Annotated in this window: 24 protein-coding genes; 13 read left to right on the forward strand and 11 right to left on the reverse strand. The window is 41.8% G+C overall.

The window, feature by feature from the left end:
- The first annotated feature begins 176 nt into the window (after window positions 1–176).
- The gene (gene ku, locus AC1DU2_RS02860) at window positions 177–944 is read left to right on the forward strand and encodes a non-homologous end joining protein Ku (protein WP_477382671.1); all 768 of its coding nucleotides are present in this window, start codon (window positions 177–179) and stop codon (window positions 942–944) included.
- A 122-nt stretch (window positions 945–1,066) separates the two neighbouring features.
- Here the strand turns inward: ku and pfkA are convergent, their stop codons facing one another.
- The 4 genes from pfkA to AC1DU2_RS02880 all read right to left on the reverse strand — a co-directional run bounded on the left by pfkA (window position 1,067) and on the right by AC1DU2_RS02880 (window position 5,198).
- Entirely contained in the window at window positions 1,067–2,044 is a 978-nt protein-coding gene (pfkA, locus tag AC1DU2_RS02865) for a 6-phosphofructokinase (RefSeq protein ID WP_477364312.1), read from the reverse strand.
- Between the two features lie 142 nt (window positions 2,045–2,186).
- Window positions 2,187–3,950 (reverse strand): protein-disulfide reductase DsbD family protein, encoded by a 1,764-nt coding sequence (locus tag AC1DU2_RS02870; protein ID WP_477382672.1) that lies wholly within the window; start codon window positions 3,948–3,950, stop codon window positions 2,187–2,189.
- Between the two features lie 18 nt (window positions 3,951–3,968).
- Window positions 3,969–4,421 (reverse strand): protein-disulfide reductase DsbD domain-containing protein, encoded by a 453-nt coding sequence (locus AC1DU2_RS02875; protein WP_477382673.1) that lies wholly within the window; start codon window positions 4,419–4,421, stop codon window positions 3,969–3,971.
- Window positions 4,422–4,424: 3 nt separating this feature from the next.
- On the reverse strand, window positions 4,425–5,198 hold the full coding sequence (locus AC1DU2_RS02880) for a biotin--[acetyl-CoA-carboxylase] ligase (RefSeq protein WP_477382674.1): 774 nt from the start codon (window positions 5,196–5,198) through the stop codon (window positions 4,425–4,427).
- Window positions 5,199–5,245: 47 nt separating this feature from the next.
- On the opposite strand from AC1DU2_RS02880, the gene rsfS reads away from it, so the two are divergent.
- The 10 genes from rsfS (at window position 5,246) to AC1DU2_RS02930 (ending at window position 15,007) form a co-directional block, all read left to right on the forward strand.
- Window positions 5,246–5,620, forward strand: coding sequence for a ribosome silencing factor (rsfS, locus tag AC1DU2_RS02885; RefSeq protein WP_274211159.1), 375 nt, complete (start codon window positions 5,246–5,248; stop codon window positions 5,618–5,620).
- Window positions 5,621–5,710: 90 nt separating this feature from the next.
- Window positions 5,711–7,807: an ATP-dependent zinc metalloprotease FtsH gene (ftsH, locus tag AC1DU2_RS02890; RefSeq protein ID WP_274211158.1), complete on the forward strand. Its 2,097-nt coding sequence runs from the start codon at window positions 5,711–5,713 to the stop codon at window positions 7,805–7,807.
- 56 nt (window positions 7,808–7,863) lie between these two features.
- Window positions 7,864–8,514 carry a LutC/YkgG family protein gene (locus AC1DU2_RS02895; protein WP_477364300.1) on the forward strand — a complete coding sequence of 217 codons (651 nt, stop codon included), beginning with the start codon at window positions 7,864–7,866 and terminating at the stop codon, window positions 8,512–8,514.
- A gap of 241 nt (window positions 8,515–8,755) precedes the next feature.
- Complete coding sequence (locus AC1DU2_RS02900) at window positions 8,756–9,109, forward strand: hypothetical protein (RefSeq protein WP_477364297.1); 354 nt, start codon at window positions 8,756–8,758, stop codon at window positions 9,107–9,109.
- A gap of 226 nt (window positions 9,110–9,335) precedes the next feature.
- Window positions 9,336–9,860 (forward strand): hypothetical protein, encoded by a 525-nt coding sequence (locus tag AC1DU2_RS02905; RefSeq protein ID WP_477382675.1) that lies wholly within the window; start codon window positions 9,336–9,338, stop codon window positions 9,858–9,860.
- Between the two features lie 1,394 nt (window positions 9,861–11,254).
- Entirely contained in the window at window positions 11,255–11,632 is a 378-nt protein-coding gene (locus AC1DU2_RS02910) for a hypothetical protein (RefSeq protein WP_477382677.1), read from the forward strand.
- A 106-nt stretch (window positions 11,633–11,738) separates the two neighbouring features.
- On the forward strand, window positions 11,739–12,332 hold the full coding sequence (locus AC1DU2_RS02915; RefSeq protein ID WP_477382678.1) for a hypothetical protein: 594 nt from the start codon (window positions 11,739–11,741) through the stop codon (window positions 12,330–12,332).
- A 134-nt stretch (window positions 12,333–12,466) separates the two neighbouring features.
- Window positions 12,467–13,300, forward strand: a complete 834-nt coding sequence (locus tag AC1DU2_RS02920) for a sensor histidine kinase (protein ID WP_477382679.1) — start codon at window positions 12,467–12,469, stop codon at window positions 13,298–13,300.
- Entirely contained in the window at window positions 13,263–13,907 is a 645-nt protein-coding gene (locus AC1DU2_RS02925) for a response regulator (protein WP_477364279.1), read from the forward strand. The genes AC1DU2_RS02920 and AC1DU2_RS02925 overlap by 38 nt, the downstream gene beginning before the upstream one ends.
- Window positions 13,908–13,936: 29 nt before the next feature.
- Complete coding sequence (locus AC1DU2_RS02930; RefSeq protein ID WP_477382680.1) at window positions 13,937–15,007, forward strand: PA0069 family radical SAM protein; 1,071 nt, start codon at window positions 13,937–13,939, stop codon at window positions 15,005–15,007.
- Window position 15,008: 1 nt separating this feature from the next.
- On the opposite strand, the gene AC1DU2_RS02935 is transcribed toward AC1DU2_RS02930, so the two are convergent.
- The 4 genes from AC1DU2_RS02935 to AC1DU2_RS02950 all read right to left on the reverse strand — a co-directional run bounded on the left by AC1DU2_RS02935 (window position 15,009) and on the right by AC1DU2_RS02950 (window position 17,685).
- Window positions 15,009–15,383 (reverse strand): ribosomal maturation YjgA family protein, encoded by a 375-nt coding sequence (locus tag AC1DU2_RS02935; protein WP_477382682.1) that lies wholly within the window; start codon window positions 15,381–15,383, stop codon window positions 15,009–15,011.
- A 67-nt stretch (window positions 15,384–15,450) separates the two neighbouring features.
- Window positions 15,451–16,194 (reverse strand): zinc ribbon domain-containing protein, encoded by a 744-nt coding sequence (locus AC1DU2_RS02940; RefSeq protein ID WP_090652193.1) that lies wholly within the window; start codon window positions 16,192–16,194, stop codon window positions 15,451–15,453.
- The gene (locus tag AC1DU2_RS02945; protein ID WP_477382683.1) at window positions 16,194–17,291 is read right to left on the reverse strand and encodes a Nif3-like dinuclear metal center hexameric protein; all 1,098 of its coding nucleotides are present in this window, start codon (window positions 17,289–17,291) and stop codon (window positions 16,194–16,196) included. Before AC1DU2_RS02945 ends, AC1DU2_RS02940 begins: the two co-directional genes overlap by 1 nt.
- Window positions 17,292–17,322: 31 nt before the next feature.
- Window positions 17,323–17,685: a TM2 domain-containing protein gene (locus AC1DU2_RS02950; protein ID WP_477364267.1), complete on the reverse strand. Its 363-nt coding sequence runs from the start codon at window positions 17,683–17,685 to the stop codon at window positions 17,323–17,325.
- 146 nt (window positions 17,686–17,831) lie between these two features.
- On the opposite strand from AC1DU2_RS02950, the gene AC1DU2_RS02955 reads away from it, so the two are divergent.
- Window positions 17,832–19,490, forward strand: coding sequence for a glutamine--tRNA ligase/YqeY domain fusion protein (locus tag AC1DU2_RS02955; protein ID WP_477382684.1), 1,659 nt, complete (start codon window positions 17,832–17,834; stop codon window positions 19,488–19,490).
- A gap of 154 nt (window positions 19,491–19,644) precedes the next feature.
- On the opposite strand, the gene AC1DU2_RS02960 is transcribed toward AC1DU2_RS02955, so the two are convergent.
- The gene (locus AC1DU2_RS02960) at window positions 19,645–20,475 is read right to left on the reverse strand and encodes an N-acetylmuramoyl-L-alanine amidase (protein ID WP_477382686.1); all 831 of its coding nucleotides are present in this window, start codon (window positions 20,473–20,475) and stop codon (window positions 19,645–19,647) included.
- A gap of 1,131 nt (window positions 20,476–21,606) precedes the next feature.
- Here AC1DU2_RS02960 and AC1DU2_RS02965 point away from each other — a divergent pair.
- Window positions 21,607–21,927, forward strand: coding sequence for a hypothetical protein (locus AC1DU2_RS02965; protein ID WP_477382688.1), 321 nt, complete (start codon window positions 21,607–21,609; stop codon window positions 21,925–21,927).
- Window positions 21,928–21,953: 26 nt separating this feature from the next.
- On the opposite strand, the gene AC1DU2_RS02970 is transcribed toward AC1DU2_RS02965, so the two are convergent.
- Both AC1DU2_RS02970 and AC1DU2_RS02975 read right to left on the reverse strand, forming a co-directional pair.
- Window positions 21,954–23,069: a hypothetical protein gene (locus AC1DU2_RS02970; protein WP_477382690.1), complete on the reverse strand. Its 1,116-nt coding sequence runs from the start codon at window positions 23,067–23,069 to the stop codon at window positions 21,954–21,956.
- On the reverse strand, window positions 23,066–25,237 hold the full coding sequence (locus AC1DU2_RS02975) for an ATP-binding protein (RefSeq protein WP_477382692.1): 2,172 nt from the start codon (window positions 25,235–25,237) through the stop codon (window positions 23,066–23,068). Before AC1DU2_RS02975 ends, AC1DU2_RS02970 begins: the two co-directional genes overlap by 4 nt.
- Between the last annotated feature and the right edge of the window lie 44 nt (window positions 25,238–25,281).

Consider the following 25,281-nt stretch of genomic DNA (forward strand, 5'->3'; position numbering starts at 1 on the left):
ATATGTAACAGGTATAATGAACTATTGTTGGGCCTTGAATACCGGGGTAATGAAAAACCAGGAGGATTTGTTTTGTTTTTTTCGACCCATGCCTGTAAGGCAACTATTTAAAAACCGTTTGGGTTTATGGTGGTTACATCATATGGTAATAACAGGCAAACGATAAATATTTTGATATGAGATCTATCTGGAAAGGTTCAATTGGTTTTGGATTGGTTAGCATCCCGGTTAAGCTGTATTCGGCAGTGCAAACAAGTTCGCTTGATTTGGATATGCTGGATAGCCGGGATCATTCACGCATCAGGTATCAGCGGGTAAACGAGAAAACGCATAAGGAAGTACCCTACGATAAAATTGTGAAGGGCTACAAACTGGCCAATGACGATTATGTGATTGTAGAGGACCAGGATTTTGAGGATGCCGCCCCCGAAAAAAGTAAAATCATTGAGATTGAAAGTTTTGTGGATATTGCCGACGTAAACCCTATGTTTTACGAAACATCCTACTATACCGAGCCGGATACCAAAAGTAACAAGGCCTATGCCCTTTTGCTGAAAGCCCTCATCCAGTCAAAAAAAGCGGGGCTGGCGCGCTTTGTATTGCGCAGTACCGAAAGCCTGTGCATTGTACACCCGGTTGATCATGCGCTGGTAGTTACCCGCATTCGTTTTGCGCAGGAAATACGCAGTGCCGAAGACCTGGATATAGCCAAAGATGTAACGGTAAGTAAAAAAGAACTTGACGTTGGCCTTGCCCTTATTAACCAATATGCCGAGGATTTTGACGTATCTAAATTCAAAGACGAATACAATGACGAGTTGCTAAAAATTATCAAAGCAAAATCAAAAGGTAAACGGGCTACGGTTAAAAAACTTAGACCGCGTGAAACCGGCAGCGATGATCTGTACGATCAGTTGATGAGCAGTTTGAAAAAGAAAGCCTGACGAATTTTTAAGGGATACAAAGCAGAAACGCGCTTTAGTACAATGACCAGGTTTTGCGGTTTTTAGATATATAGAGACACAAATTGTTGTGTCTCTATATAATATGTCTGTCTCAGTAGAAATTACATCGATAAAATCTCAACCAGTTTCAACAGGTTGGGATTAATCTCTACATGGTGTTTAATGGCGTGCTCAAACGGTGTATAGGCAATTTCGTTGTGGATGATACCAATCATCTCGTTGCGGTGGCCGTCTCTCAATGCTTCAACAGCGGCTGCGCCTACCCGACTGGCCAATACCCTATCCATACAGCTTGGGGCGCCACCACGTTGGATGTGTCCCAATATAGATATACGGGTATCATAATTAGGAAAACGCTCCTGTACCAGGCGCCCTACTTCAAATGCGCCACCGGCTTCTTCGCCTTCGGCAACAATTACAATACGCGATGTTTTATCTTTACGGCCGTGCTCAAGGCGGTTAAATAAGCCTTCCATGCCACCTTTATGTTCGGGGATAAGTATAGCTTCCGCTCCTGCGGCAATACCTGTACGTAAAGCAATCAGGCCCGAGTCGCGGCCCATTACCTCAACTATAAAAAGGCGGTCATGTGATTCTGCAGTGTCGCGAATTTTATCTACAGCCTCAACAACCGTATTAATGGCAGTATCATAACCTATGGTAAAATCGGTACCCATTAAATCGTTATCAATAGTGCCTGGCAGGCCAATGATGGGCACATCATATTCGGCACCAAAAACCTTGGCCCCGGTAAATGTACCATCGCCACCAATACCTACAAGGGCATCAATGTTATTCTTTTTAAGATGGTCATATGCCTGCTGGCGGCCTTCGGGCGTGCGGAAGTTATCGCAGCGTGCGGTTTTTAGTATAGTACCGCCGCGTTGAATAATGTTTGAAACCGATTTGCGGTTCATGGGTACAAAATCGCCCTTGGTCATGCCTTCATAACCACGGCGAATGCCCATCACCTCGATACCATAATATATAGCCGTACGTACAACCGCCCTGATGGCAGCGTTCATGCCCGGCGAATCTCCGCCCGAAGTATAAAGTCCTATTTTTTTAATCTGCGTCATTTTTTATCCTGATATGGCCTGTTTGCCCTACCTTAAAAAATTGAATAATTTAATTAGTGGCTTTTAAACAACCCCGTAACCAAAAAACGCGGCAAACTTTTAAAAGTTGCCGCGAATTTACACTTAATTTTTTAACGCTGTATCACTTTTTATAAGCGGCTATACCACTATCTAAAAATTTGATGTAACGGTCAATATGGTAGTCGGCATTATAGTGTGGCAAAACAGTTCCTTTTTTATCGGTCATTTCCTTGCCATCGCTATCAAGCATCACATATAATGGCTGCGAATTTGAGTTGAAACGGCTCGCCTCCAGTTCGCTCCACTTATCGCCAATATTGGTTATCTTTTTAAAACTGTAAGTTGATGTGTACTGATCTTTAATATCTAAGGCCGCTTTATCATCTACCACAAGTTGTAAAAGAACAAAGTCGTTCTGCAGTTTACTAAATACCACCGGGTCCGACCATACGTTGGCTTCCATGTTTCGGCAGTTAACGCAGGCAAAGCCTGTAAAATCAATCAGTATTGGTTTGTGCAGTTCTTTTGAAACCTGCAAAGCCTGGTCGTAATCAAACCAGGGGGCCAAACCTCTTATCGTAAGCGCCGAATAATTTGCAGCATATTTTCGCTCTTTGCCATCTTGTTTTGATGTTGTGGAAGTAGCACCTCCCGGTATTGGCGACAGATCAAAGTCCTGCGTGCCTATTGGTGGTAAAAAGGCCCCGATAGATTTGAGCGGGGCGCCCCATAAACCCGGGATCATATAAACAACGAATGCAAATACAATTATTGATAAAAACACCCTCGGGATAGAGAGGTATGGCGCATCGCTATCATGCGAAAATTTAATTTTGCCTAACAAGTATAGCCCTACCATTATACCAATGGCTATCCAAAGCGATAAAAACACTTCCCTGTCAAACCAATGCCAATGATAGGCCAGGTCAACATTTGATAGGAACTTTAGGGCGAAAGCGAGTTCAAGGAAGCCCAAAACTACCTTCACACTGTTTAGCCACCCGCCCGATTTCGGTAAGCTTTTTAAAGCAGAGGGGAACAAAGCAAAAATAGTAAACGGCAATGCCAGCGCTAAAGAAAAGCCAAACATCCCCATTGCCGGCCCAAGCCTGTCGCCTTTTGAGGCGGCATCTACCAGCAGTGTGCCTATAATAGGCCCGGTACATGAAAACGAAACAACCACCAGGGTAGATGCCATAAAAAAGATGCCTGCAAGGCCACCCTTGTCGGCATTTTCGTCGAGCTTGTTGGCCAGTGAACTTGGCAATGTAATTTCAAATGCGCCCAGGAATGATATACCAAAAACAATAAGCAGCAGGAAGAAAAACATATTGAATATGCCATTTGTAGCCAGCTGATTGAGGGCGCTTGAGCCAAAAATTATAGAGATTAATAATCCAAGTGTTACGTATATTACAATGATAGATACCCCGTAAATAGAGGATTGCATAATTGCTTTACTGCGGCTGCCGCTCTTTTTAGTAAAAAAGCTAACGGTTAATGGCAATAACGGATAAATACAAGGGAGTATTACAGCGGTAAAGCCACCAATAAGACCCTCTATAAATATTTGCCAAAGTGTTTTTGGCGCCTCGGGTTTTGAATGAGCCGCTTGTTTGGCAGCAACTACCGATTGTTTTGCTGCCGCTGCCGCTTGTTGCGAAAGTTTTTCTGCATCCTGCATTGCCGCCTTTTTACGTATGGCAATACTATCGGCTGCGGTAGGTATATCGGTAAATTGTATATCGGCGGGAGCCGCTACTGTATCTTTGCCGCTTTTTTGCGCTGCGTAAACCGGTTTTGGCGCGTTTAAGCCAAATATAATAAGCATGGTTACTACAGCTATTAACGTTGGTAACCAGTTGATCTTTTTAAATAGGTTCATCTTTTTATTCCCTGGTAATTATTTGCCTAAAGGAATGGTGAAATCTACATCATCTGGTGGAAGGCATTTTTTATCGTTACAGGTCATATAAGTAAGTTTTCCTGTAATCGCTGTTGCTGTTGCCGATTTTAAGCTTACTTTTTGCGAAAAAACAACCTCTTTTTCAAAATAAGTAACGTTCATTTTGAATGATTCCTCGTATTTAGATAGTGGTTTTGGTTCGGTGGTTTTGCCAACCGGGGCAAAATCTTTCGATTTTGAAAACACAAACGAAGTAGCTATCGGGCCGCCATCGCCAACATTAAGCGAATAAATGTGCCAGCCCGGTTGTATGGTTGCCTTTAAATATACAACGGCTTCTTTGCTGTTCAGCTTTTTTGCGGCGTATGCCCAGCGTACCGGTGTTTCAATTTGCGCATAGGCCCCGGCGCAAATAACCAGCGCCACCATCATTAACAATAACTTTTTCATGTATTATTTATTTAAAAATTCAATTTGTTTTAAGCTAAACTCGCGGGTGCCAAAATTATTATGTTCAACTACCAGTAGCCCTTCATCTTTCACCCCAACAATGGTTCCCCTAAACGTTTCACCATCTGACCGGAAATCCCTTACTTCGTTTAACCAGTATAGTCGGTTTAAATAAGCGTTCCTTACAAACAAAAATTTACCGGCTTTAAGCTTAAGATAGTATCCTTCAATATGCCCGCAAATTTCTAATAATAAAGCTCGTAAATCATAATCCTTTTGTAATATCTGCTTTACAGATATGGCATTGCCGGCACCCGCCTCAAAATGCTCCTGGTTTATGTTAAGGCCTATACCAATAATGGCATCTTTTATCCTGTCGCCATGCAGGTGTGTTTCAATCAAAATACCGCCAAGTTTGTGGTCGTCATAATAAATGTCGTTTGGCCATTTTATTTTTAAGCGGTCGCCCAGCAGCGGATTAAGGGCTTCAATTACCCCCAGGCTTATCACCCGCGTAAGGTCAAACTGTTGTAAAACTGGTAAAAATGAGGGGGTTAGCAAAATGCTGAAAGTTAGGTTTTTGCCCGGCTGGCTATGCCATTTGTTTTGTTGCTGCCCCCGGCCGGCAAATTGGCTTTCTGCCATAATGGCTGTACCTTCGGGCAATGGCTTGGAATTTGACAGTAATGTTTTAAGGTAAGTGTTGGTTGAATCAACTTCTTTAATTGTTACTAAATTTTGACCAACAAATAATGCCGAAAATATGTTATTTTGCAAAGTGTAATAATTTTTAACCAAAAAACGTTCAAAACTAATTCTTTTTGATGGTAAAAAATAAAAAGGTAGGGCAATCAACCTATATTTCTGAACTTGCGATACATGGTATCCAGGAAAAAAAAGGTAATGAAATTGTAAGGTTAGACCTTCGTAACCTAAATAGTTCGGTAACAGATTACTTTGTAGTTTGCCATGCCGACTCGACCACGCAGGTAAAAGCGATAGCCAACAGCATTGAAGATGAAATTTTTAAGGCAACCCAAACCGAGCCCTGGCGCAAAGAAGGTTTGGAATATGGCGAGTGGATACTGCTTGATTATGTGGATGTTGTGATTCACGTTTTCCGGACAGACAAGCGTGAATTTTATGGCGTAGAAGAATTGTGGGGTGATGCCGAAATAAAATATTACAAAAGCGCTTAAGCGATAGTCACATAAAGGCTTGCAATAGCGTCATGGTAATAACCTTGTTTTTTAAATTATAGATAGTAAGTTTGAGCTCGTAACAAAGAGATGAAAGATAACGATAATAAATCAGAAAGTCCGAAACCGATCAGGAAGATCCTGAATAAAAAAACGCCGCCTAAGCCACCTAAGTTTAATATTATGTGGATTTATGGCATCATTGTTTTAGCGTTCCTGCTTGCAACAACCTTGTTAAGCAACGATACGGGTAAACGGATAACCTACCAGGACTTTGAAACCAAGATGCTTAAACAGCATGATGTTGAAAAAATTATAGCTTATAAAAGCGGCGATTTGATCATTGGGGAAGTATATATTAAAAAACAAAGCCTTGATACCAAGCCAGAATATACTGCCCTTGGTAAAGAGCAACACATGTTTGCAGGAAGCAGCGGCCCCCAGTATACTTTTACCGATGACTCTTTCGAGAGCCTGAAAAAATCAATTGCTGCAGCACAAGCTGCCGACCCATCTTTAAGTGATGTTTCGCTTGAATTGCAACAGGGCCGCGAAAGCTTTTTATCAAACTGGCTTGTACAGGGTGTAATTATGGTGATATTATTTGCAGCAGTGTGGATATTTATTATGCGCCGTATGAGTGGTGGTTCGGGCGGTGGCCCGGGTGGCCAGATATTCAATATCGGCAAATCAAAAGCAACCTTGTTTGATAAAGAGGCACAGGTAACCGTTACATTTAATGATGTTGCCGGTTTAGAAGAAGCCAAGCAAGAGGTGATGGAGATTGTAGATTTCCTAAAAAATCCTAAAAAATACACCAACCTGGGTGGTAAAATTCCTAAAGGCGCATTGCTTGTAGGTTCGCCGGGTACGGGTAAAACTTTATTGGCAAAAGCCGTTGCCGGCGAAGCTCATGTTCCCTTCTTCTCCCTTTCAGGATCTGACTTTGTGGAGATGTTTGTGGGTGTAGGTGCATCACGTGTGCGCGACTTGTTCCGCCAGGCAAAAGATAAAGCGCCATGTATTATATTTATTGACGAGATTGATGCCATTGGCCGTGCCCGTGGTAAAAACAATATTGTTGGTGGTAATGACGAACGCGAAAATACATTGAACCAGTTGTTGGTTGAGATGGATGGTTTTGGTACCGATTCGGGTATCATTATCCTTGCCGCAACCAACCGCCCCGATGTATTGGATTCGGCCTTATTACGTCCCGGACGTTTTGACAGGCAGGTATCTATTGATAAACCTGATTTGAATGGCCGTGAGCAGATCTTTAAAGTTCACTTAAAACCGCTTAAATTATCTGATGATGTTGATGCCAAAAAATTATCGGCACAAACCCCTGGTTTTGCAGGTGCCGAAATTGCCAACGTTTGTAACGAGGCTGCCCTTATAGCGGCCCGTAAAAACAAAGAGGCGGTTGACATGTCTGATTTTCAGGATGCGGTTGACCGTGTAATTGGTGGTTTGGAGAAAAAGAACACGCTGATTTCGCCCGAAGAAAAACGCGTGGTAGCTTACCACGAAGCCGGCCATGCTATAGCCGGATGGTTTTTAGAGCATACCGATCCGTTGGTTAAAGTTTCTATCGTGCCGCGTGGTGTTGCGGCTTTAGGATATGCCCAGTACTTGCCAAACGAAAGGTTCCTGGTTGCTAAAGAAGAGTTGATTGATGATATGATATTATCAATGGGCGGCCGTGTTGCCGAAGATATTACTTTCGGTAAAATCACCACTGGTGCCTTGAGCGATTTGGAACGCATTACCCGCCTGGCTTATGGCATGGTGAAAATTTATGGTATGAATGGTAAAGTTGGTAACGTATCGTTTTACGATCCGCAAGGCGAAAACCAGTTTAGCAAACCATACTCTGATGTTACCGCAAACCTCATTGACTCGGAAGTAAGAAGCTTGGTTGAGGATGTATACGCCAAAACAAAAGAGTTGCTGATAAAACACCGCGACGGATTAGAAAAAGTTGCGAAAAAGTTATTGGAGAAAGAAGTATTGTTCCAGGCCGACCTGGAAGAGCTTTTGGGCAAACGTCCTTTTGAGCACCGTACCGCTTATGATAAGTTTGTAAACGGCGAACCAACGTTAGTACCTGATAATAATGCGATACCCGAGAATGTGATCAATCCTGAGTTATCAAGGATGGATGAGCCGGATCCGAAGTTTTAATTAAATACTATATAAAAAAGCCATCAGCTTAGCTGGTGGCTTTCCTTTTTTATACTATGAGGGATATTACCACATCAAAAGAAAAACTGCTAAAGAAGATCCGCAAGGCACTACTGGAGAAAAGGGACAACCCATATCCCCAACTGGAAGACCTGCCGCTTTACGCAACCGATGATGAAATACCCGAAGTTGTTTTTGCCGAACAATTTACCGCCGTTAACGGCCAGTTTATTTTTTGCGAGGACGAGGTACAATTTATAGAAACCCTGCTTACCCTGGCCGAAGAGCGTAACTGGCACAAAATATACTGCTGGGAGCCCGGCCTGCAGGAGGTACTTACCCGCTTTGAATACCCCTTTTACGAAACCGATAAAGACTTTGAACTGGCCGAGGTAGGTTTTACCCTGTGCGAGGCTTTAATAGCCCGTAATGGCAGTATATTGTTATCTAACGGCAATATGGCCGGCCGGCGCTTAAGTATCTATCCGCCGGTACACATTGTGCTGGCTTATACATCGCAAATGGTAATGGATATTAAGGATGGGTTTAAACTGTTAAAAAATAAATACGGCAACCGCCTGCCCTCCATGATCACCAATGTAACCGGCCCCAGCCGCACTGCCGATATTGAGAAGACCCTGGTACTTGGCGCACACGGCCCCAAAGAGCTTTTTGTTTTTTTATTAGACGACTCGAACGAGGGTTAATATCTCAGCTATTTTTTGAATTATATTCCGGCCGCATACCCATTGCGTCGCCTGAATTTATTGGTGGGTATTAGCTAACTCTTCCTGCACATCTTGACTGTGGAATAACCGGAAAAGATTAGAAAATATTATTAAAATATCGCCGGCTGCTAAATTATAATTTAAATAAATTATAATTGTTTATAATAACCCAATGCGGTGTTAAACACGTATAACCCTAACTAAAAACCCCCTTATTAACATGAAGAAAATTGATTTAACCGAAGCAAAAAAAATGGTAGACCACTACCATGCCACCCGTAAAAACGTTATCGACAAAACACACGGTATTAATGATACCAAATCTGTTTGGTTTGATATCGGCGCATTTAAAGATTTTGTAAACAAATTACCGGCACATGCTACCGGCGTGCGGGTACATTTGGCCAGTTATGATGAAACACACCCTACCTCACCTGGCCAAACAACCGTGGTTTTTGCAGGGACGGTAAACAAGGACGACGTGCACGCCGATGCTCTTTCAGAAGGGGTGGCGCTCGCCGATGGGTTAGATCCTGTAAATCAAGGGAAGAATTGCCCGCCTGAGTGTCCCTGATTTTTAATTGACTAATCTAACATTCAATATTTATGCAGATTTTTGTAAGGAACTAAAACTTAATGAACGTAAATATTGAATGCTATATAATTTTTACTTAGTCTCGCTCCCTATAACTTTTGCTTTTTGCCTTTATGCTTACAAGAATCTTGATAGGAACTTTAAATGGTTCCTGCCGTACTTTGCTTTTGTAATTATTTACGAAGCGGCTAATTATTTTGGTTTAATGCTGCTGGAAAAAAGTAATGCCTGGTGCAATAACCTGGAGGGCTTACTGGAGCTTGTGCTTTTTACATGGTTTTTAGCCTCGCTTGTAAACAGTGAACTATATAGAAAGGCTGTTTATAAATTGGCGATAATACCAATGTTGCTTTCTTTGATTGATATTATATATATACAAGGATTTTTCAAACGTGCTACCATTGCAATAGTACTGCAGGGTTTATTTCTCGTGGTGTTAATATGTATTTATTATCGTTCACTATTTGAAGAGGCCGATGAGCATTTAAACCTTTTAAAACATCCACCATTTTTAGCTGCAACAGGTCTGCTTTTTTTCTTCCTATCAAATACGTTGTTCTATGCTTGCTTTAGTTATATGATATATAAGAATAATTACCATTTTTATATCGTTGCGACGAGTATTCCCGGGATTTCAAACCTGTTATTAAACGGCCTTTTGGCATACGCTTTCTTATGTTCTTCGAAAGGGAATACGGGCACTATAAACGATTCTACAAATGAGAATTAGTTTATCGATGCCAAATATATTATTACTTAGCGCTCCTCATGTTATTTTTGTATCATACGTATTACGCTTCATTATTTGTAACAGCAGTTTTCTGCTTATACGCCTATAAATATCTCGACGCAAATTTTAAATGGCTTTTGCCATTCATCTTGTTTTGTATCGTGTTTGAAACCGCAAGTGAATTCGATTGGCTGGTAATTAACCACACTAATGCTTCTGCAACTAATTTTGAGGAGATAATAGAATTCATATTATATGCCCGCTTTTTGCTGTCGCTTTCAGACCGCCGATTGTATATACGAAAAGCCTACGTGTGTTTTGGGATAATATTACTTTTCGGCGTTATCAATATGGCCGTTTTACAAGGGTTTTGGAAAATGAATACTATTACAATGGTATTACAGTCGTTGTTCATAATTACTTTAGTGGTCAATTATTACTACAGAACACTTGATAAAGCAGAAAAGGGTTTAGAACTGATAAAACATCCTCCCTTTTTAATAGTAACCGGTTTGCTCTTTTACTTTCTTGGGAAATTCTTTTTGTACATATGTTTTAGTTATATGGCATATAAAAATAACTATGATTTCTACATTCTTGCAGCTACCATTCCTGGCCTATCCAACCTGTTACTTAATTTCATGTTGATGTATGCGTTTTTCTGTGCACGAAGAAATAAGTTAAAAACGACAAATGGATCAATCCCGGCTACATCAGCATTTTTCAAAATCAAAAACTAATGGCGTTTATTAAGTGTCTAAACCGCAGCCTTAATTAACAAATTTTTGCTCCATTTTTGCAGTGGGACCTACATTCAACAAAGCACGTAAATATACTATATCGCATTTATTTTGTATCGTTATTTATAACCTTTTTCTTCTGTATATACGCATATAAGTCGCTTGCTCCCAATCTCAAATGGCTTTTATACCATATATGAAATCAAACAATGAATTAAAGTTATCGTTAACATTGTTGCCACGATTGAGGCGGGGTAGATGGGTTTTGATGTTCAAATCGCTATTGTTATTTTTAACTGATTTAGCACAATTTCGGTAGGTTAAACTGGATATTAATATACTACTATCTTAGCATCTATTAAAAGCAATATTGAATGCTGTTATTTAATTCTTTCTCTCCCTTTAACACTTGCAGCCTGCTTTTACGCTTATAAATCATTCGATGATAGTTTTAAGCCTTTTCTGCCATATCTTGCTTTGATAACAGCATATGTAACCGCAGACTTTTTTAATCTGCTAACCATTAACCATAGCAATGCATGGTGCAATAATTTAGCGAATATATTGGATTTTACGATGTTCGCTTATTTTATCATATCGCAGGATAAGAGGTTCTTATATAAAAGAAGTGCATATATATCAGGAAGTGTTGTAATGTTATTATCTTTTATCGATATTTTTTTTATTCAAGGGTTTTGGCATCGGGCAACTTTAGCAATTGTATTACAGGGATTGTTTATTTTAACATTGGTTTGTATTTATTATTACAACTTGCTTGTAGAGGCGCCGGAACATCTTTTTTTGTTAAGGCATCCGCCATTTTTAGCGGCTACCGGATTGCTTTTCTATTTTCTTTCGCTTACTTTTTACTATTCCTTTTTTAGCTATATGCTATATAAAAATACTTATCACTTTGCTATCTTGGCATCTACAATAGTAGGAATTGCCAACCTAATGCTAAACGCTATTTTAATTTATGCTTTTATATGCTCTTCTAAAAACAGTAAAGGCTTTAGAAATGAACTTCAATAAACAATCTGGATTGTATTAATACTATATGTTATATAATGTTTATTGCGTATCGCTCGTTGTAGCTTTTTTGTATTGTATATATACCTATAGACAAATAGACAAAACCTTGAAAGTTTTTCTAATTTGTTTATCCGTTGGAGTGCTGTATGAATCTGCTGACATGCTTGGTTGGACAAGATTTAATCATACCAACGCCTGGCTGGCAAACTTCGAGGAGCTATTTGAGTTTATAATTTACACTTATTTTTTTACTTCGCTCGAAAAAAACCGACGTTATAAAAGCACTGTGTATAAATACGCATGCATTGTTATAGTAATAACCATCATAGATAATCTTTTTATTCAAGGATTTTGGAAGCTAAATACATTGGCTATGGTGATTCAGTCGCTATTTGTTCTCTTGTTGATAGGAATTTATTATTATAAACTCTTGGACAAAGAGGGGCAAATTGTTCTATTACGGCATCCTGCTTTTTTAGTCGCTACAGGTTTGCTTTTTTATTTTCTTGCAAAAACATTTTATTATTCTTGTTTTAGCCTAATGGCATACAAAAGCAATTACTCATTTCTTATACTAACCCGCGTTATACTTGGCCTTGCTAATTTGATGCTTTATACTTTGTTATTATATGCCTTTTTCTGTTCTTCTAAAGCAACAAAGTTATCTTTACAACGGTCAGAAATGAAAGCCAACCCGTAAATGTCGTAAGTCTTTTTCGCCGGACTTTTGAGCTATATATAATATGAAAATAGCCGCTATTTTCTTATCCTTGCAATTGAGCAGTCGGGAAATTAGAAACTATTGCTCAATCCTCCTTTAACTACTGCCTTTTTATGCTTTTCAAAGACGAAGAAGTTATCCTTATAATTATCGCTGGTACAGCGTTACTGCTTTTGCTGGGGTTCTTTATGGTCGGTTTTTTATTGATGTTTCAAAAAAAGCAAAATAAAAATGCCATGGAAAAGGCCGAATTGAAATCATCATTTAAGCAGGAATTGCTAAAAACCCGAATAGAGATACAGGAGGAAACCCTGAACTATGTTAGTCGCGAGATGCATGATAACATTACACAGGTACTATCATTTGTAAAACTCAATATGGGCCTGCTGGCCAACAAGCTCGGCGGCGAGGAAAAAGTAAAGTTGAACGACAGTCGCGAACTTATAGCGCAAACCATCACAGATTTACGTAACCTTTCAAAAAGTTTAAGCTTTGAACATATCAACTCCTTAGGCCTGGTAAAAACGTTGGAACTGGAAGCGATAAGGGTAAACAAAAGCGGCCTTATTAATATGGACTTAAACGTTGAGGGCGAAATTTATACCCTTGGCGAACAGCGCGAACTGGTATTGTTCAGGATATTCCAGGAGGCGCTTAATAACGCGTTGAAACATGCGGATGCAGCAAACATTAAAATCGGTTTGTATTATAATGCACAAATGTTTAATTTGACCATCGAAGATGATGGCGCAGGTTTCCAACCCGAATTGCTGACCGACAAGAGCGGATCGGGATTGCGTAACATGAAAAATAGGGCGGGCTTGATTGGGGCAGAGGCTGTTATAACCAGTTCGCTCAAACAAGGCTGTACTATTAAGTTATCACTTAATCCCCTGGTTGAAGAAAATTATGCTAACGAAACCCATTCAAATAGCCCTGGTAGATGATCATCGCCTTTTCAGGAGTGGCATTGCAGCGCTCATTGATAGCTTTGGCGGCTATAATATACTATTTGAAGCCGCGCACGGGCAAGAGTTAATACGAAGTATCGATTCTGGCCTTGTTCCCGATATTATTTTGCTTGATATTAATATGCCTGTGATGGACGGTATATCTACCGCTCAATGGCTTCGCAAATACCATCCGTCTATCCGCATCATTATCCTGTCTATGTTTGAAGATGCCGAGAAGGTATTATTAATGGTAAGGGCTGGCGTAAAAGGATATTTGCTGAAGGATGCCGAGCCGGACGAGTTTGAACGTGCGCTGATCAAAGTAAGCGAAGGCGACCTGTTTTACCCGGATTTTGTTACCCGCCACCTGTTAAATAATTTCAATATTGATAAGGAAGCCCAGGTGCAGCTAAACCCCCGCGAAATTGAGTTTCTACGCCTTACAAGCACCGAACTTACCTACAAGGAGATTGCCGATACCATGAATATCAGCGTGCGTACAGTTGATAGTTTCCGCGATCATCTGTTTGAAAAACTACAGATAAAAAGCCGGGTGGGGCTGGTTTTATACAGCATTAAAAACAAGTTGATAGATTTGTAATTTGCTAATTAATTTAGCAAATTTGCCCTATGGCGCATCAGGACAACCCCGATTTTTTTAAGGGCAGAGGGGCACAGGTTAACACCCACAACAAATTTTTGAAAAGCAAATATGTGGCCGACCATATGGAAGGGCTTGACGAGCCCCTGCTTGAAAACAGCGCCACGCAGCTTTTTGAAGAAACCCCTAAAAAAATTGTAAGCGAATCAAATAGCCCCGATTTAAGCCACATGTACTCTATAAACCCCTACCAGGGCTGCGAGCATGGTTGTATTTACTGCTATGCCCGCAACACGCATGAGTACTATGGCTTTAGCGCCGGCCTTGATTTTGAACGCAAAATTATCGTAAAGCGCAATGCCCCGGAGTTGCTCGAGCAATATTTTAATAGAAAGAATTATAAACCGGTATGCATCCTGCTATCGGGCAATACCGATTGTTACCAGCCCATTGAACGCGATTTGCAAATTACCCGGCGGTTGCTGGAGGTTTTCCTGAAATATAAAAATCCGGTAGCCATCATCACCAAAAACAACCTGGTACTGCGCGACCTGGATATTTTGACCGAGTTGGCCGCCATGAACCTGGTACATGTTAACGTATCAATTACTTCGCTTGATGAACAACTTCGCCAAAAACTGGAACCAAGAACGGTTACCGCGACCGGCAGGTTGGCTGTTGTTCAAAAGCTATCAGAAAAAGGCATTCCGGTACGGGTAATGGCGGCGCCTATTATTCCGGGCCTTAACAGCAACGAAGTGCCTAACATTATCAAGGCTGCAGCCGATAGGGGCGCTTTGGCTGCCGGATTTACCATAGTGCGCCTTAACGGGAGTATTGCCGAATTATTTAGCGACTGGATCTATAAAGCTTTCCCCAATCGTGCCGAAAAGGTGTTGAACATGATTCGCTCCTGCCACGACGGCAACCTGAATGATAGCGACTTTGGCAGGCGCATGAGCGGTGAAGGAAAGGTAGCCGAATCTATCCACCAGATGTTCAGGATGGCCTGTAACCGATTTTTGGATGGCAGGGAAATGCCAGAGTATGACTATAGCTTATTTGTGCCGAGGAAGGGCAAACAGACGAGTATGTTTTAAGCTATTTTGCATCTTTTTTAAGCATGTAAAAGTCAATGATACATCCTATCCCCATACCAGCCACATAACACAGCAAATCGCTCCATAAAAAGCCTGCGCCTAAAACAAGCTTTCCAAACAGGGTATGCCTCAAATTATTTATCCAGGGCGCTTTGTAGAGCTGGCTAAATTCTATCGCGAAGCAAAACAATAAACTTGCAGTAACTACGAATTTTATAGGCTTATTGATAAGCAGGAAGCTCACTATAAAATAAACCATTAGCGCCCAAAGGATATCGCCAACAAACAGGGGGATGCTTTTAAAATGCCGGGAAAGCAGGCCTGTAATTATGGTGGCTGTAATGAGTATAAAATAAAGGAGCCTTGATCTTCGCATAAAAACTCAGCCAACAAAAAAAGGCACCCTGAAGATGCCTTTTATATTAATTTTATAAGTGGTTTGCTTATACAGTTTCGGCTTCTAAGGCCATCTGCTCATCAACCAGGATACGTCCGCAATGCTCGCAAACGATGATCTTTTTGCGTTGACGGATATCCGACTGGCGTTGAGGCGGGATCTGGTTAAAACAGCCAGAGCATGAATCGCGCTGAATGGTTACTACTGCTAAACCATTTTTTGCATTTTGGCGCAAACGGGTATAAGCTGTAAATAAACGCTCTTCGATGTTCGGGATAGCTTTTTCTGCCTGGGCAACAAGGTCGTTCTCTTCTTTTTCAGTTTCGGCAGTAATTACACCTAACTCATCTTTTTTTGCATCCAGATCGTTCTTGCGTGCTTCCAGATCGGCAAGGGCTTTTTCGTATACCTGGGTTTTTGAAGTTATCTCGAAACCATACTCCCTTATCTTCTTCTCACTTACCTGTATATCTAATCCTTGTATCTCAATTTCTTTTGATATGGCATCATACTCGCGGTTGTTCTTAACTTCGTTAAGTTGCGCTTCGTATTTTTTGATGTTGGCCTGAGCATCTTTGATCAGGTTTTTGCGGGTTACAATCTCATCCTCTACATCATCCAGCTCATATTTGATTTTCTGTATGCGGGTTTCAAGGCCTGCAACATCATCTTCCAGATCGGCAACTTCCATTGGCAGTTCGCCACGTACCTGGCGTATTCTGTCAATTTTGGTGTGGATGGTTTGGAGTTCGTATAAAGCTTTAAGCTTCTGTTCTACGGTTTGTTCCATTAAATAAAATATTTGACGGGGTTTGTATTTACTTCTGTTAAACGGACGGCAAAGATAGGGAATTTTTTTCTAATTATTTCATACAATAATTGCACCGTAAATTGTTCACTCTCAAAGTGTCCGATATCGGCAATCACTATCTTTCCTTCGGCATCAAAAAACTCGTGATACTTGTAGTCGGAGGTGATGAAAATGTCGGCTCCGGCGGCTATGGCATGCTTCAGTAAAAAGCCCCCCGAGCCTCCGCAAACAGCCACTTTTTTGATGGGTTTGTGGGTAAAAGCGGTATGCCTTATCACATGCGTGCGCATCTTATCTTTTACATGAAACAAAAACGACTCCTGGTTGGTGGGTACTTCCAACTCGCCAATCATACCCGAACCTACCTGTTGGTTTTGGTTGGTTAAGCTGTACAGGTCATAAGCCACCTCTTCGTAGGGGTGGGCCAATATCAGCGCCATGATTATTTTACTCTCCAGGTTGGCGGGGTAAACGGTTTGAATACAAACCTCACTTTCGCGGTGACGCCTGCCCGGCTCGCCTACATGGGGTATGGTGAGTTCGTTTCCTTTAAAAGTGCCTGTTCCCTCGGCATTAAAGCTAACTTCGCTGTAGTTGCCAATATTACCTGCCCCGGCTGCAAACAAGGCTTCGCGCACGGCATCGGCATGGCTGTGGGGTACAAAGGTAACCAGCTTTTTGATCAGGTTATGTTTGGGCAGCAGTATACGGCAGTTTTTAAGGCCAAGGGTATCGCATATGCGGCTGTTAACCCCATGCATTACATTATCAAGGTTGGTATGAATGGCGTACAGGGCTATGCCCTTGCGTATGGCTTTTTCAACAACGCGCTCCACATATGTTTTGCTGTTAAACTTCTTTAGCCCCCTGAAAACTATGGGGTGATGGGATATAATTAGCTGGCAACCTGTGGCAATGGCTTCGTCAACAACCGCTTCGGTACAATCTAAAGATAGCAGCGCCTGGGATATTTCCTGTTCGGGATGACCTACAATAAGGCCCGCATTATCATAATCTTCCTGGTAAACAAGCGGCGCAAGGCTTTCAAGGTAAGCAGTAAGTGCGGATAGTTTCATGAGCAAATATAGAAATAAGTATGGCCTTGGTTTAAGGCGTCATTAACGCCATCCGGTGACTATCATAAGCCATCTCTTTATTATACTTTAATACAAGCGATTTATTGTTCACCAAATCAACAATTGTACCTATGAGGCAAAAGCCACCGGTAAAAAGGTAAAGTAAACCCATTCCTATTTGCCCCAAAGCAAAACGCTGCACGCCTGCAACCACTATAAAACCAAGCAGGGTAAATATCAGTATTTCCTGTGCCGATTTTCTTTTGCTGCCATAAACCATATAAAAATAGTCGGTTTGGCTTTCGTTGAGGTTTGCCGTAGCTTGTTGTAAAAAGGCCATCTCTTCGGGAGTCATATCCGTAAAGTTCATGTAGTTGCCTTGCTTCATATTCATGTTGGGTAGAGGGTTTGATGTTAGCGGTTTTTCAAATTTAATGTTTTTCCGCTAAAAACAATAGCTTAATTCGGCTTCAAGTTTGCCATGCTGGCGATAGGGGGCAATTTTTTTGTTACTTTTGCCTTTATTGCTAATTGTTGTTTATGAGCGAAGAAAGATCACTGAACTTTATAGAAGAAATTGTTGAAGAAGATATAGCCAACGGCAAGCACGGCGGCCGGGTATTAACCCGTTTCCCGCCCGAGCCTAATGGTTACCTGCATATTGGCCACGCCAAATCTATTTGCCTTAACTTTGGTTTGGCCCAAAAATACAACGGCAAAACCAACCTGCGTTTTGATGATACCAACCCCGTTAAAGAGGATGTTGAATACGTTGACAGCATTAAAGAAGATGTTAAATGGCTGGGCTTTAACTGGGCCGAAGAACTATACGCTTCCGACTATTTCGACCAGCTATATGAGTTTGCGGTAACGCTTATTAAAGCCAACCTGGCCTATGTTGATGATAGCACAGCCGAAGAGATAGCCCATCAAAAAGGCACCCCTACCGAGCCCGGCGTACCCAACCAGTACCGCAGCCGCTCTGTTGAGGAAAATTTGGAGCTGTTTGCCGATATGAAAGCCGGCAAATACCCCGATGGCGCTAAAGTACTGCGTGCCAAGGTTGACCTGGCTGCACCCAACATGCACCTGCGCGACCCTTTGATGTACCGCATTAAACATGCCCATCACCACCGTACCGGCGATGCCTGGTGCATATACCCCATGTACGATTTTGCCCACGGCCAATCGGATGCTATTGAGCAGATTACCCACTCTATTTGTACGCTGGAGTTTATCCCCCACCGGGCTTTGTATGATTGGTTTATCGAAAGGCTGAGCATCTTCCCGTCAAAACAATACGAATTTGCCCGCCTTAACCTCAACTATACCGTAATGAGCAAGCGCAAGCTGCTGCAACTGGTGGTTGAAAAACATGTTGACGGCTGGGACGACCCACGCATGCCTACCATTAGCGGCCTGCGCCGCCGGGGGTATACGCCTGCCAGTATCCGCGAGTTTTGCGAACGCATCGGCGTAGCCAAACGCGAAAACATGATTGATGTTGGCCTGCTGGAGTTCTGTATCCGCGAAGACCTGAACAAAACCGCATGGCGCCGTATGGCCGTGCTCGACCCCATAAAATGTATCCTGACCAACTACCCCGAAGGCGAGGTGGAGATTATGCATGGCGAAAACAACCCCGAAGCCGAAGATGGCGACGGCAGCCGCGAGTTTCCGTTCAGCCGCGAACTTTGGATTGAGCGGGAGGACTTTATGGAAGTGCCACCCAAGAAATTCTTTCGCCTGGGTGTGGGGCTAATGGTGAGGCTAAAAAATGCCTACATCATCCGTTGCGACGATTTTGTGAAGGATGCCGATGGCAACGTAACCGAAATTCATTGCAGCTACCTGCCCGAATCAAAATCGGGTAACGATACCAGCGGCATCAACGTGAAGGGCACCATTCACTGGGTGAGCGTACCACACGCCAAAACTGCCGAAGTAAGGCTTTACGACCGCCTTTTCCAGGTAGAGAACCCACAAAGCGAGGAAGGCGACTTTAAAGATTACATTAACCCAAACAGCCTGCACATTATCCCAACAGCCTATATTGAACCCGACCTGGCCAACGCCACACCCGGCACCGCCGTACAGTTCATGCGCAAAGGATATTTTACGTTAGATAAATACTCAACCAATGATAAGCTGATCTTTAACAGAACAGTAACCTTGAAGGATGGGTGGGTTAAGAAATAGCAGAAAGCCGAAGGCTGAAAGCAAAAAGCCTTTTGAAGCTTAAGGCTTAAAGCAAAAGGCAGAAAGCATACATTGTAAAAGACCAAGGTGAACGGTTTCAATACCATTCACCTTGGTCTTTTTTGGCTTTTTGCTTTCAGCCTTCGGCTTTCAGCTAATATTTACGGTACACATTATACAGCACATTCAAATCCAGCTGGCCCATGGTGGGGCTGTCTTCAAGTTGTACAAAATGGCGTTTAAAGGCGGTTATGGCGGCGGGCAGGTTGCTGGTATCGTAGCCAATGAGGCGCAGGGCGGTGGCGTAGTCGAAGTTATCGGGGGGTAGTTCCAGTAGTTCGTCGGGCCAGTAGCCGAAACCTTTGGTGGCCAGTAGTTTCCAGGGGAATAGCGGGCCCGGATCGGGCTTGCGGGCGGGGGCAATATCCTGGTGACCAATAAAGTTGGCCGTGGGTATGTTATAAGCCTTTTTAAGCTGGGCCAGCAGCGCCAGCAGGCTGCGTACCTGAGGGTCGGTAAAAGGCTCGTGGCCGTTGTTATCAATCTCGATACCTACCGAGCAGCTGTTCATATCGGTAATGCTGCCCCACTTGCTGATGCCGGCCTGCCAGGCGCGCAGGTAATCGTTAAGCATGTGCACCACTTTGCCATCCTTGCCCACCACGTAATGGGCGCTCACCTGCGGTTTTACCAAGGTAAAGGTTTTAATGGTTTGCGCCAGCGAATCCTGGGCTGTATAGTGGATAATTACATAATTGGGCTTGCGGGCGTTAAAGTTAACGGTGCCTATCCACTCGCTGGGAATGGGCAGGCCAAGGCTATCAACCAACATGGCGGGCTGCTCGCGCCCAAACACTTCCAGCAACGAATCGGTTTGGTGGTTGTATACCTTGTTGGTGGCCGCATAGGGCAACACCTTGGGCGAGCACGATGCCACGGTTAACAGTGTAGCCAGGGCCAGTATATAATAAGCGGTGTTTTTCATGGGCGAAGTAAGCTTAAAAGCTAAAGTAAGCAAATAACGCATCGAAGCTCAAAATGTGTGGGTAAAATGTTTGGAGGGGATGGGTTATTGGGCATTTTCAAGTTCCCTCCCTTGGGTCAAACTCGTCTAAACTGGGTTAACATAACTTAACACATTTCAGATGTGGAACTATTCAATTAATTGATAATCAATATTTTATATATTTTTCATGGTTAACATTAAAACTTACGTTTAACGCGATGTAAACCGCAGATGAAAGGGGCGAGTTCTTCAACGCCCACATCGCCGGGGTTGGCAATTGTTTCCGAACCATATTGTTTATAGTTGCCGGCCGTCATATGATCACGCCCGATATTTTTCAATATTCAGCATCTCTGATTTTCGATTGGTCTGTACCCTCGGGGGCTCCTTGAAAATGGATCCAGAGGGGGGGGTAAGGCGAATGCACTTGGTTTTCAGATGGGCTGCAGACCCCAGGCTCCTCTACGAGAGAAAGAATCCCGTGGAGAAGGGGCGGTATTTTTCATCTTCGTGACATCACGAAAATGATGGTTACTCGTCTGATGGTACGAGCCCACAAATTTCCAGTTCCCCTAAGCCTGCCCTGTCAGGAGGGTAGTGTTTCTCCGGGGCAGTGGTTTTTGTTAGGCGCTTTTTGCTAAACGCTTTTAGCGCTCGGCGCAACGCCGGGTTGATTCAACTGTATTACCACCATCAATTTACCTGTATCGGCAATATAATCGCCCCTGCAACCCCGCACGCCTACCTGTTTGCCGCAACAACATCCCCCGCGTTTTTTGCCCAGTAGGGGGTTACCCTTCCAAAATACGGGCAACCTGCATCGTGCTAAAATGTTTTAGCTATTCAGAGCAACTCGGGGTTGATTCAACTGTATTCCCGCCACCAATTTACCGGTATCGGCAATATGATCGGCACCCCGCACCCCCGATTTTATGCATCATCGGTGCTACCCGTTTGTAGCAACAACATACCACCCGTTTTTTGCCCCGTAGCGGGCTACCTTCCAACATGTGGGTAACCTGCAGGGCGGCCTGGGTAACACCTACGGCGCACAAATCATTTTTGTTTTCGGGGGCTACAAACGGGTAGCGCCTATGGCGCAGGCTGCGAATGAAGGGCATAGCATTTGGGCAACGGTACCCAACCGGCCCAACAACCCTACCCCAGCAAAGCCATAAAACCGGCCAGCGTGATAGGCATATCCGGCGACTGGCTGGTGCAGGCCACATTTTCGAACTCGTGCCAGGTGGGGTCAATGGTGGTATCGAACGCTGGGGGGCGCAAATCGGGCAGGTGCCAGTGGTGGTGGTAAAACCAGGTTTGGTCAATAAGTTTGGATTGGATGAGAGCGGCGAGTTCCAGAACGCCCACATTGCCCGGGTTGGCAAACACTACCGAACCAAATTTTTTATAGTTGCCGCCGTCCCCTGATTTTTAAAAAATAGGCATTTGAGAAATTAATAATTTTTTTCAAATAAGACTTCATTAACATATTCCGCATTAATATCTGGAGCTCCCTGCCTTGAATAATAATAAGAAAAATTAGCAATAATGTCTTTTAAATAACTAGAACTTATCGTTGCAATTGCTTTTGAATTTTTCTTTATCCCTTCAATATCAATGGTTTTACAATCGCGAAAATCAATCATATATCCTTTCAATTCCAAAAAGGGAGGAATAAAATAATATTGATTTTTTTTCTTTTTCTCGGTAAGTTTTCGTGTTAAAGCCGCGCCATTTTCAATTTCAGCAAGACCCTCAATTGTTTTTATTTCTTTTAATTTAACCAACAGAGCCGTTTCACTATTGCGCTTTGGAGCCTCGCCTTTTTTGTACTCGGTGTAGTTTCTTATAACTAAATCGCATGATGGAGTAAGTACAACATAAAGATTTTCTTCCAGAGCTATAATATCGCCGCTAAAGAGATAGTCATGGATTGGTGGATAAATATAAAACTCAGAAGGATGGTGTCTTTCAAAATTACCTGCTTCATCGTGGAAAAGGTTTTCGTGCAAATGCGACAGCGTAAACCTCAATATAATCTGCTTCAATGTTTCCTCATCCAAATCTTGATCTATCCAATAACTTAATGTGTGATTGATATGCTGCCAAAATATTTTAGAAATATACTTCTCAATTTTCCCTTTCCCTCCAAGGATTTCAATTATCCCAGTTTTAGAAATATTTATTACCTCCTTGAATACGTTCAAATGATCCAGCTCATCTTTTGGAGAAATTCGCAAAAAGTAGGAGGTTGAAAACTTCTTATCGACATCATTCGGCGTGTTTGTCAAAACGAAAACAGGATACCTTAATTTCTGATAAATTTCGTTGATAATTTCGTTCCCTTCGCTAGCTTTTAATATGTCACCAGTAGAAAGTTTTAAATCAATAAATGCGGCAACCCAGTTGTTTTCATTTATTGCTTGTAGGCCATCTTCTTTGTTTTCCTTAATAGTGGCTACGATTCTAAAGGTTCCCTCATACTCGCGATTTATCGTTATAATAGAGTCTTGATAAACTTGTATGTCGTCTTTATCGTTTTCAATAATCAAAATGTTAAGTTCTTTCATTGTTTAGGTTTTTTTATTTCAATTATAAAATAAGCTCCATCTGTACTATATTGTGCAGATATAGAGCCATTTAGTCTTTCGATCGATTCGCCAGCTATCGGCAGTCCTAATCCTGTGCCATTAATTTTTTTCGAAAACCCTGGTTCAAAAATGGATCCTGCTTCTATACTTGCCTTGTCTATTCCTGGCCCATTGTCTCTATAGTGGATTAGTATTTCAAAATCGTTTTCTATAACATCTATACTTATTTTTTTACTTACGGCCGATCCTATCGGAAGCCAATAAAGGCTGTTTTCGATTAAATTTGTAAATACAATAATTAGATCTTCTTCCCAACCCAGATAACTAATTGATTTATTACAATTAGTACTTATCTCAATATTTGCGTCCTTTAAGCTGTTAATAAATATATCTATTGATTTTTCTATCGTTTTGCAAAGGTTATATTGAGCAATTTCACCACGATTTTGTTTTGATAGCGGATCAAGACGTTTAAACAGACCAGAAAGTATTTCACTCTGTACTTTAAAGTTTTGAAGCCGGTCTAAAATATCCTCATACAACGTATTTTCCCATTTTCTTTCCGCTTTATAATGGGTTAACCAGCGAGCTAAATTTGTCGCTTGATTCTTGAAATAGTGTACGGGTTTTCTTCCCTCATGTAATAATACCGTAACAATTTTTCCCAAGGTTGCTTGTCCTTGATAAATCGCTATTGTATTCTGTATGTTTTCTAACAGTTTAGCTTTTTGTTCTGCACTCTTTAGGATAAGAGCGGCAATCTCACTGATCTTTTCATCATCAATGTTTAAATGTTTCAACCTTTCACTTATCTGTTTAGTTAAAGCGGTATAGTCAAAAAGATTAGCTAAATCCTTATTGATATTCTCTCTCTCCTTTTCCTTAATACCAACTTGCCGGTGATTAAATCTTCGATACTCAATTTCATTAATCACATGTTTCATCATCTGAACCAATCCCTGATAATGGGAGTCTTCTTTCAGTCCGTCGCGGGCGCTCTTTTCTTCTAAGTGCGAAATTTTTTCCGGTTTTATATTAATAAAACCAACAACTTGATTATTACTTATTCGCAGCGATGGATTTTGTATGCGATCCCTGTCAAGATTAAGCCAGTCAATTCCGCCGTTACCATAAGGTCTGATTCTAAAGCCTTCGCGATAAATGTTAACTCCATAAATATCATCCAAAAGCCGCCGAGCCTCCCTCTTACCAACAGCAAGCTTAGATATGGGGTCAATAAGGCCTTTGTTTATTAGATTTACGATTGATTCTGAATCCCTATCGAAAACTCTTATATCGAAGTCTATCGGACCGCAATAAGATGCATTTTGACCTAATAATATTTCAACAGAAATGAGGTCGTTGGGTAAATTTTCAGTCGTTTTATTTTCATATAAGGCTGTGACAAACCCAGAGTCGGTTATGTTTCCAGATATTCTATAGTCATATAAGTCAATTATTGGGAATGAATCTATTTCAAATATTAGATCGTTATATGTAGGAAAAGGGGAATTAACAAACGCCAATGTGATTTTAAAATTTTCGTCACTTTGGTTTTTTAATGGAGACTTTAGTTTTCTGAGTTCTTGTGTAAGAGCCGCCAATTCAGCCATGCCCCATTGAGTTAATTTTTCTTGCCTTGCAGATATATACAATCCGGTACCTGCGTTTTTTGTAGTCGGTTCACTCGTTACGAGAATATCTACATCTGACAGGAATTCTGCAACCTCAAAATGGGACCAATTTATATATACTTCAGTTTGTTCATGGTCTTGTGAAACAGTTCTTAAAACCATTTCTTGTCCGAGAATAGCAGCCGCATAGCGTCCAATACCTTTCTTTCCTTGAAACAATCGTCCGGTAGGACTTGAATGTCGATCCAACTTATCTTTTGTGGCAGGAACAAGCCATGCGTTTAAAACCGTATCTGTTGTCATTCCATGCCCATCGTCTTCAATTTCGATTTTTAATGCAGGCTCATCATCAATTGTTATATAATTGAAAACAATGTCGATTTTCGATGCGTCGGCATCGTAGGAGTTTTTTACTAATTCAACAATGGCAGAATATACATCTCCTATTAGATCTTCGCCGATCGTGGAAATCAAGCGAGCCGCTGGTCGAATCTTAGTAGTAATAGCTTCCAATTGCTTAAGATTTAGATTGTTTATAAATATATTAATTTGCGTCT

Source organism: Mucilaginibacter sp. P4_C11 (genome assembly GCF_056402115.1).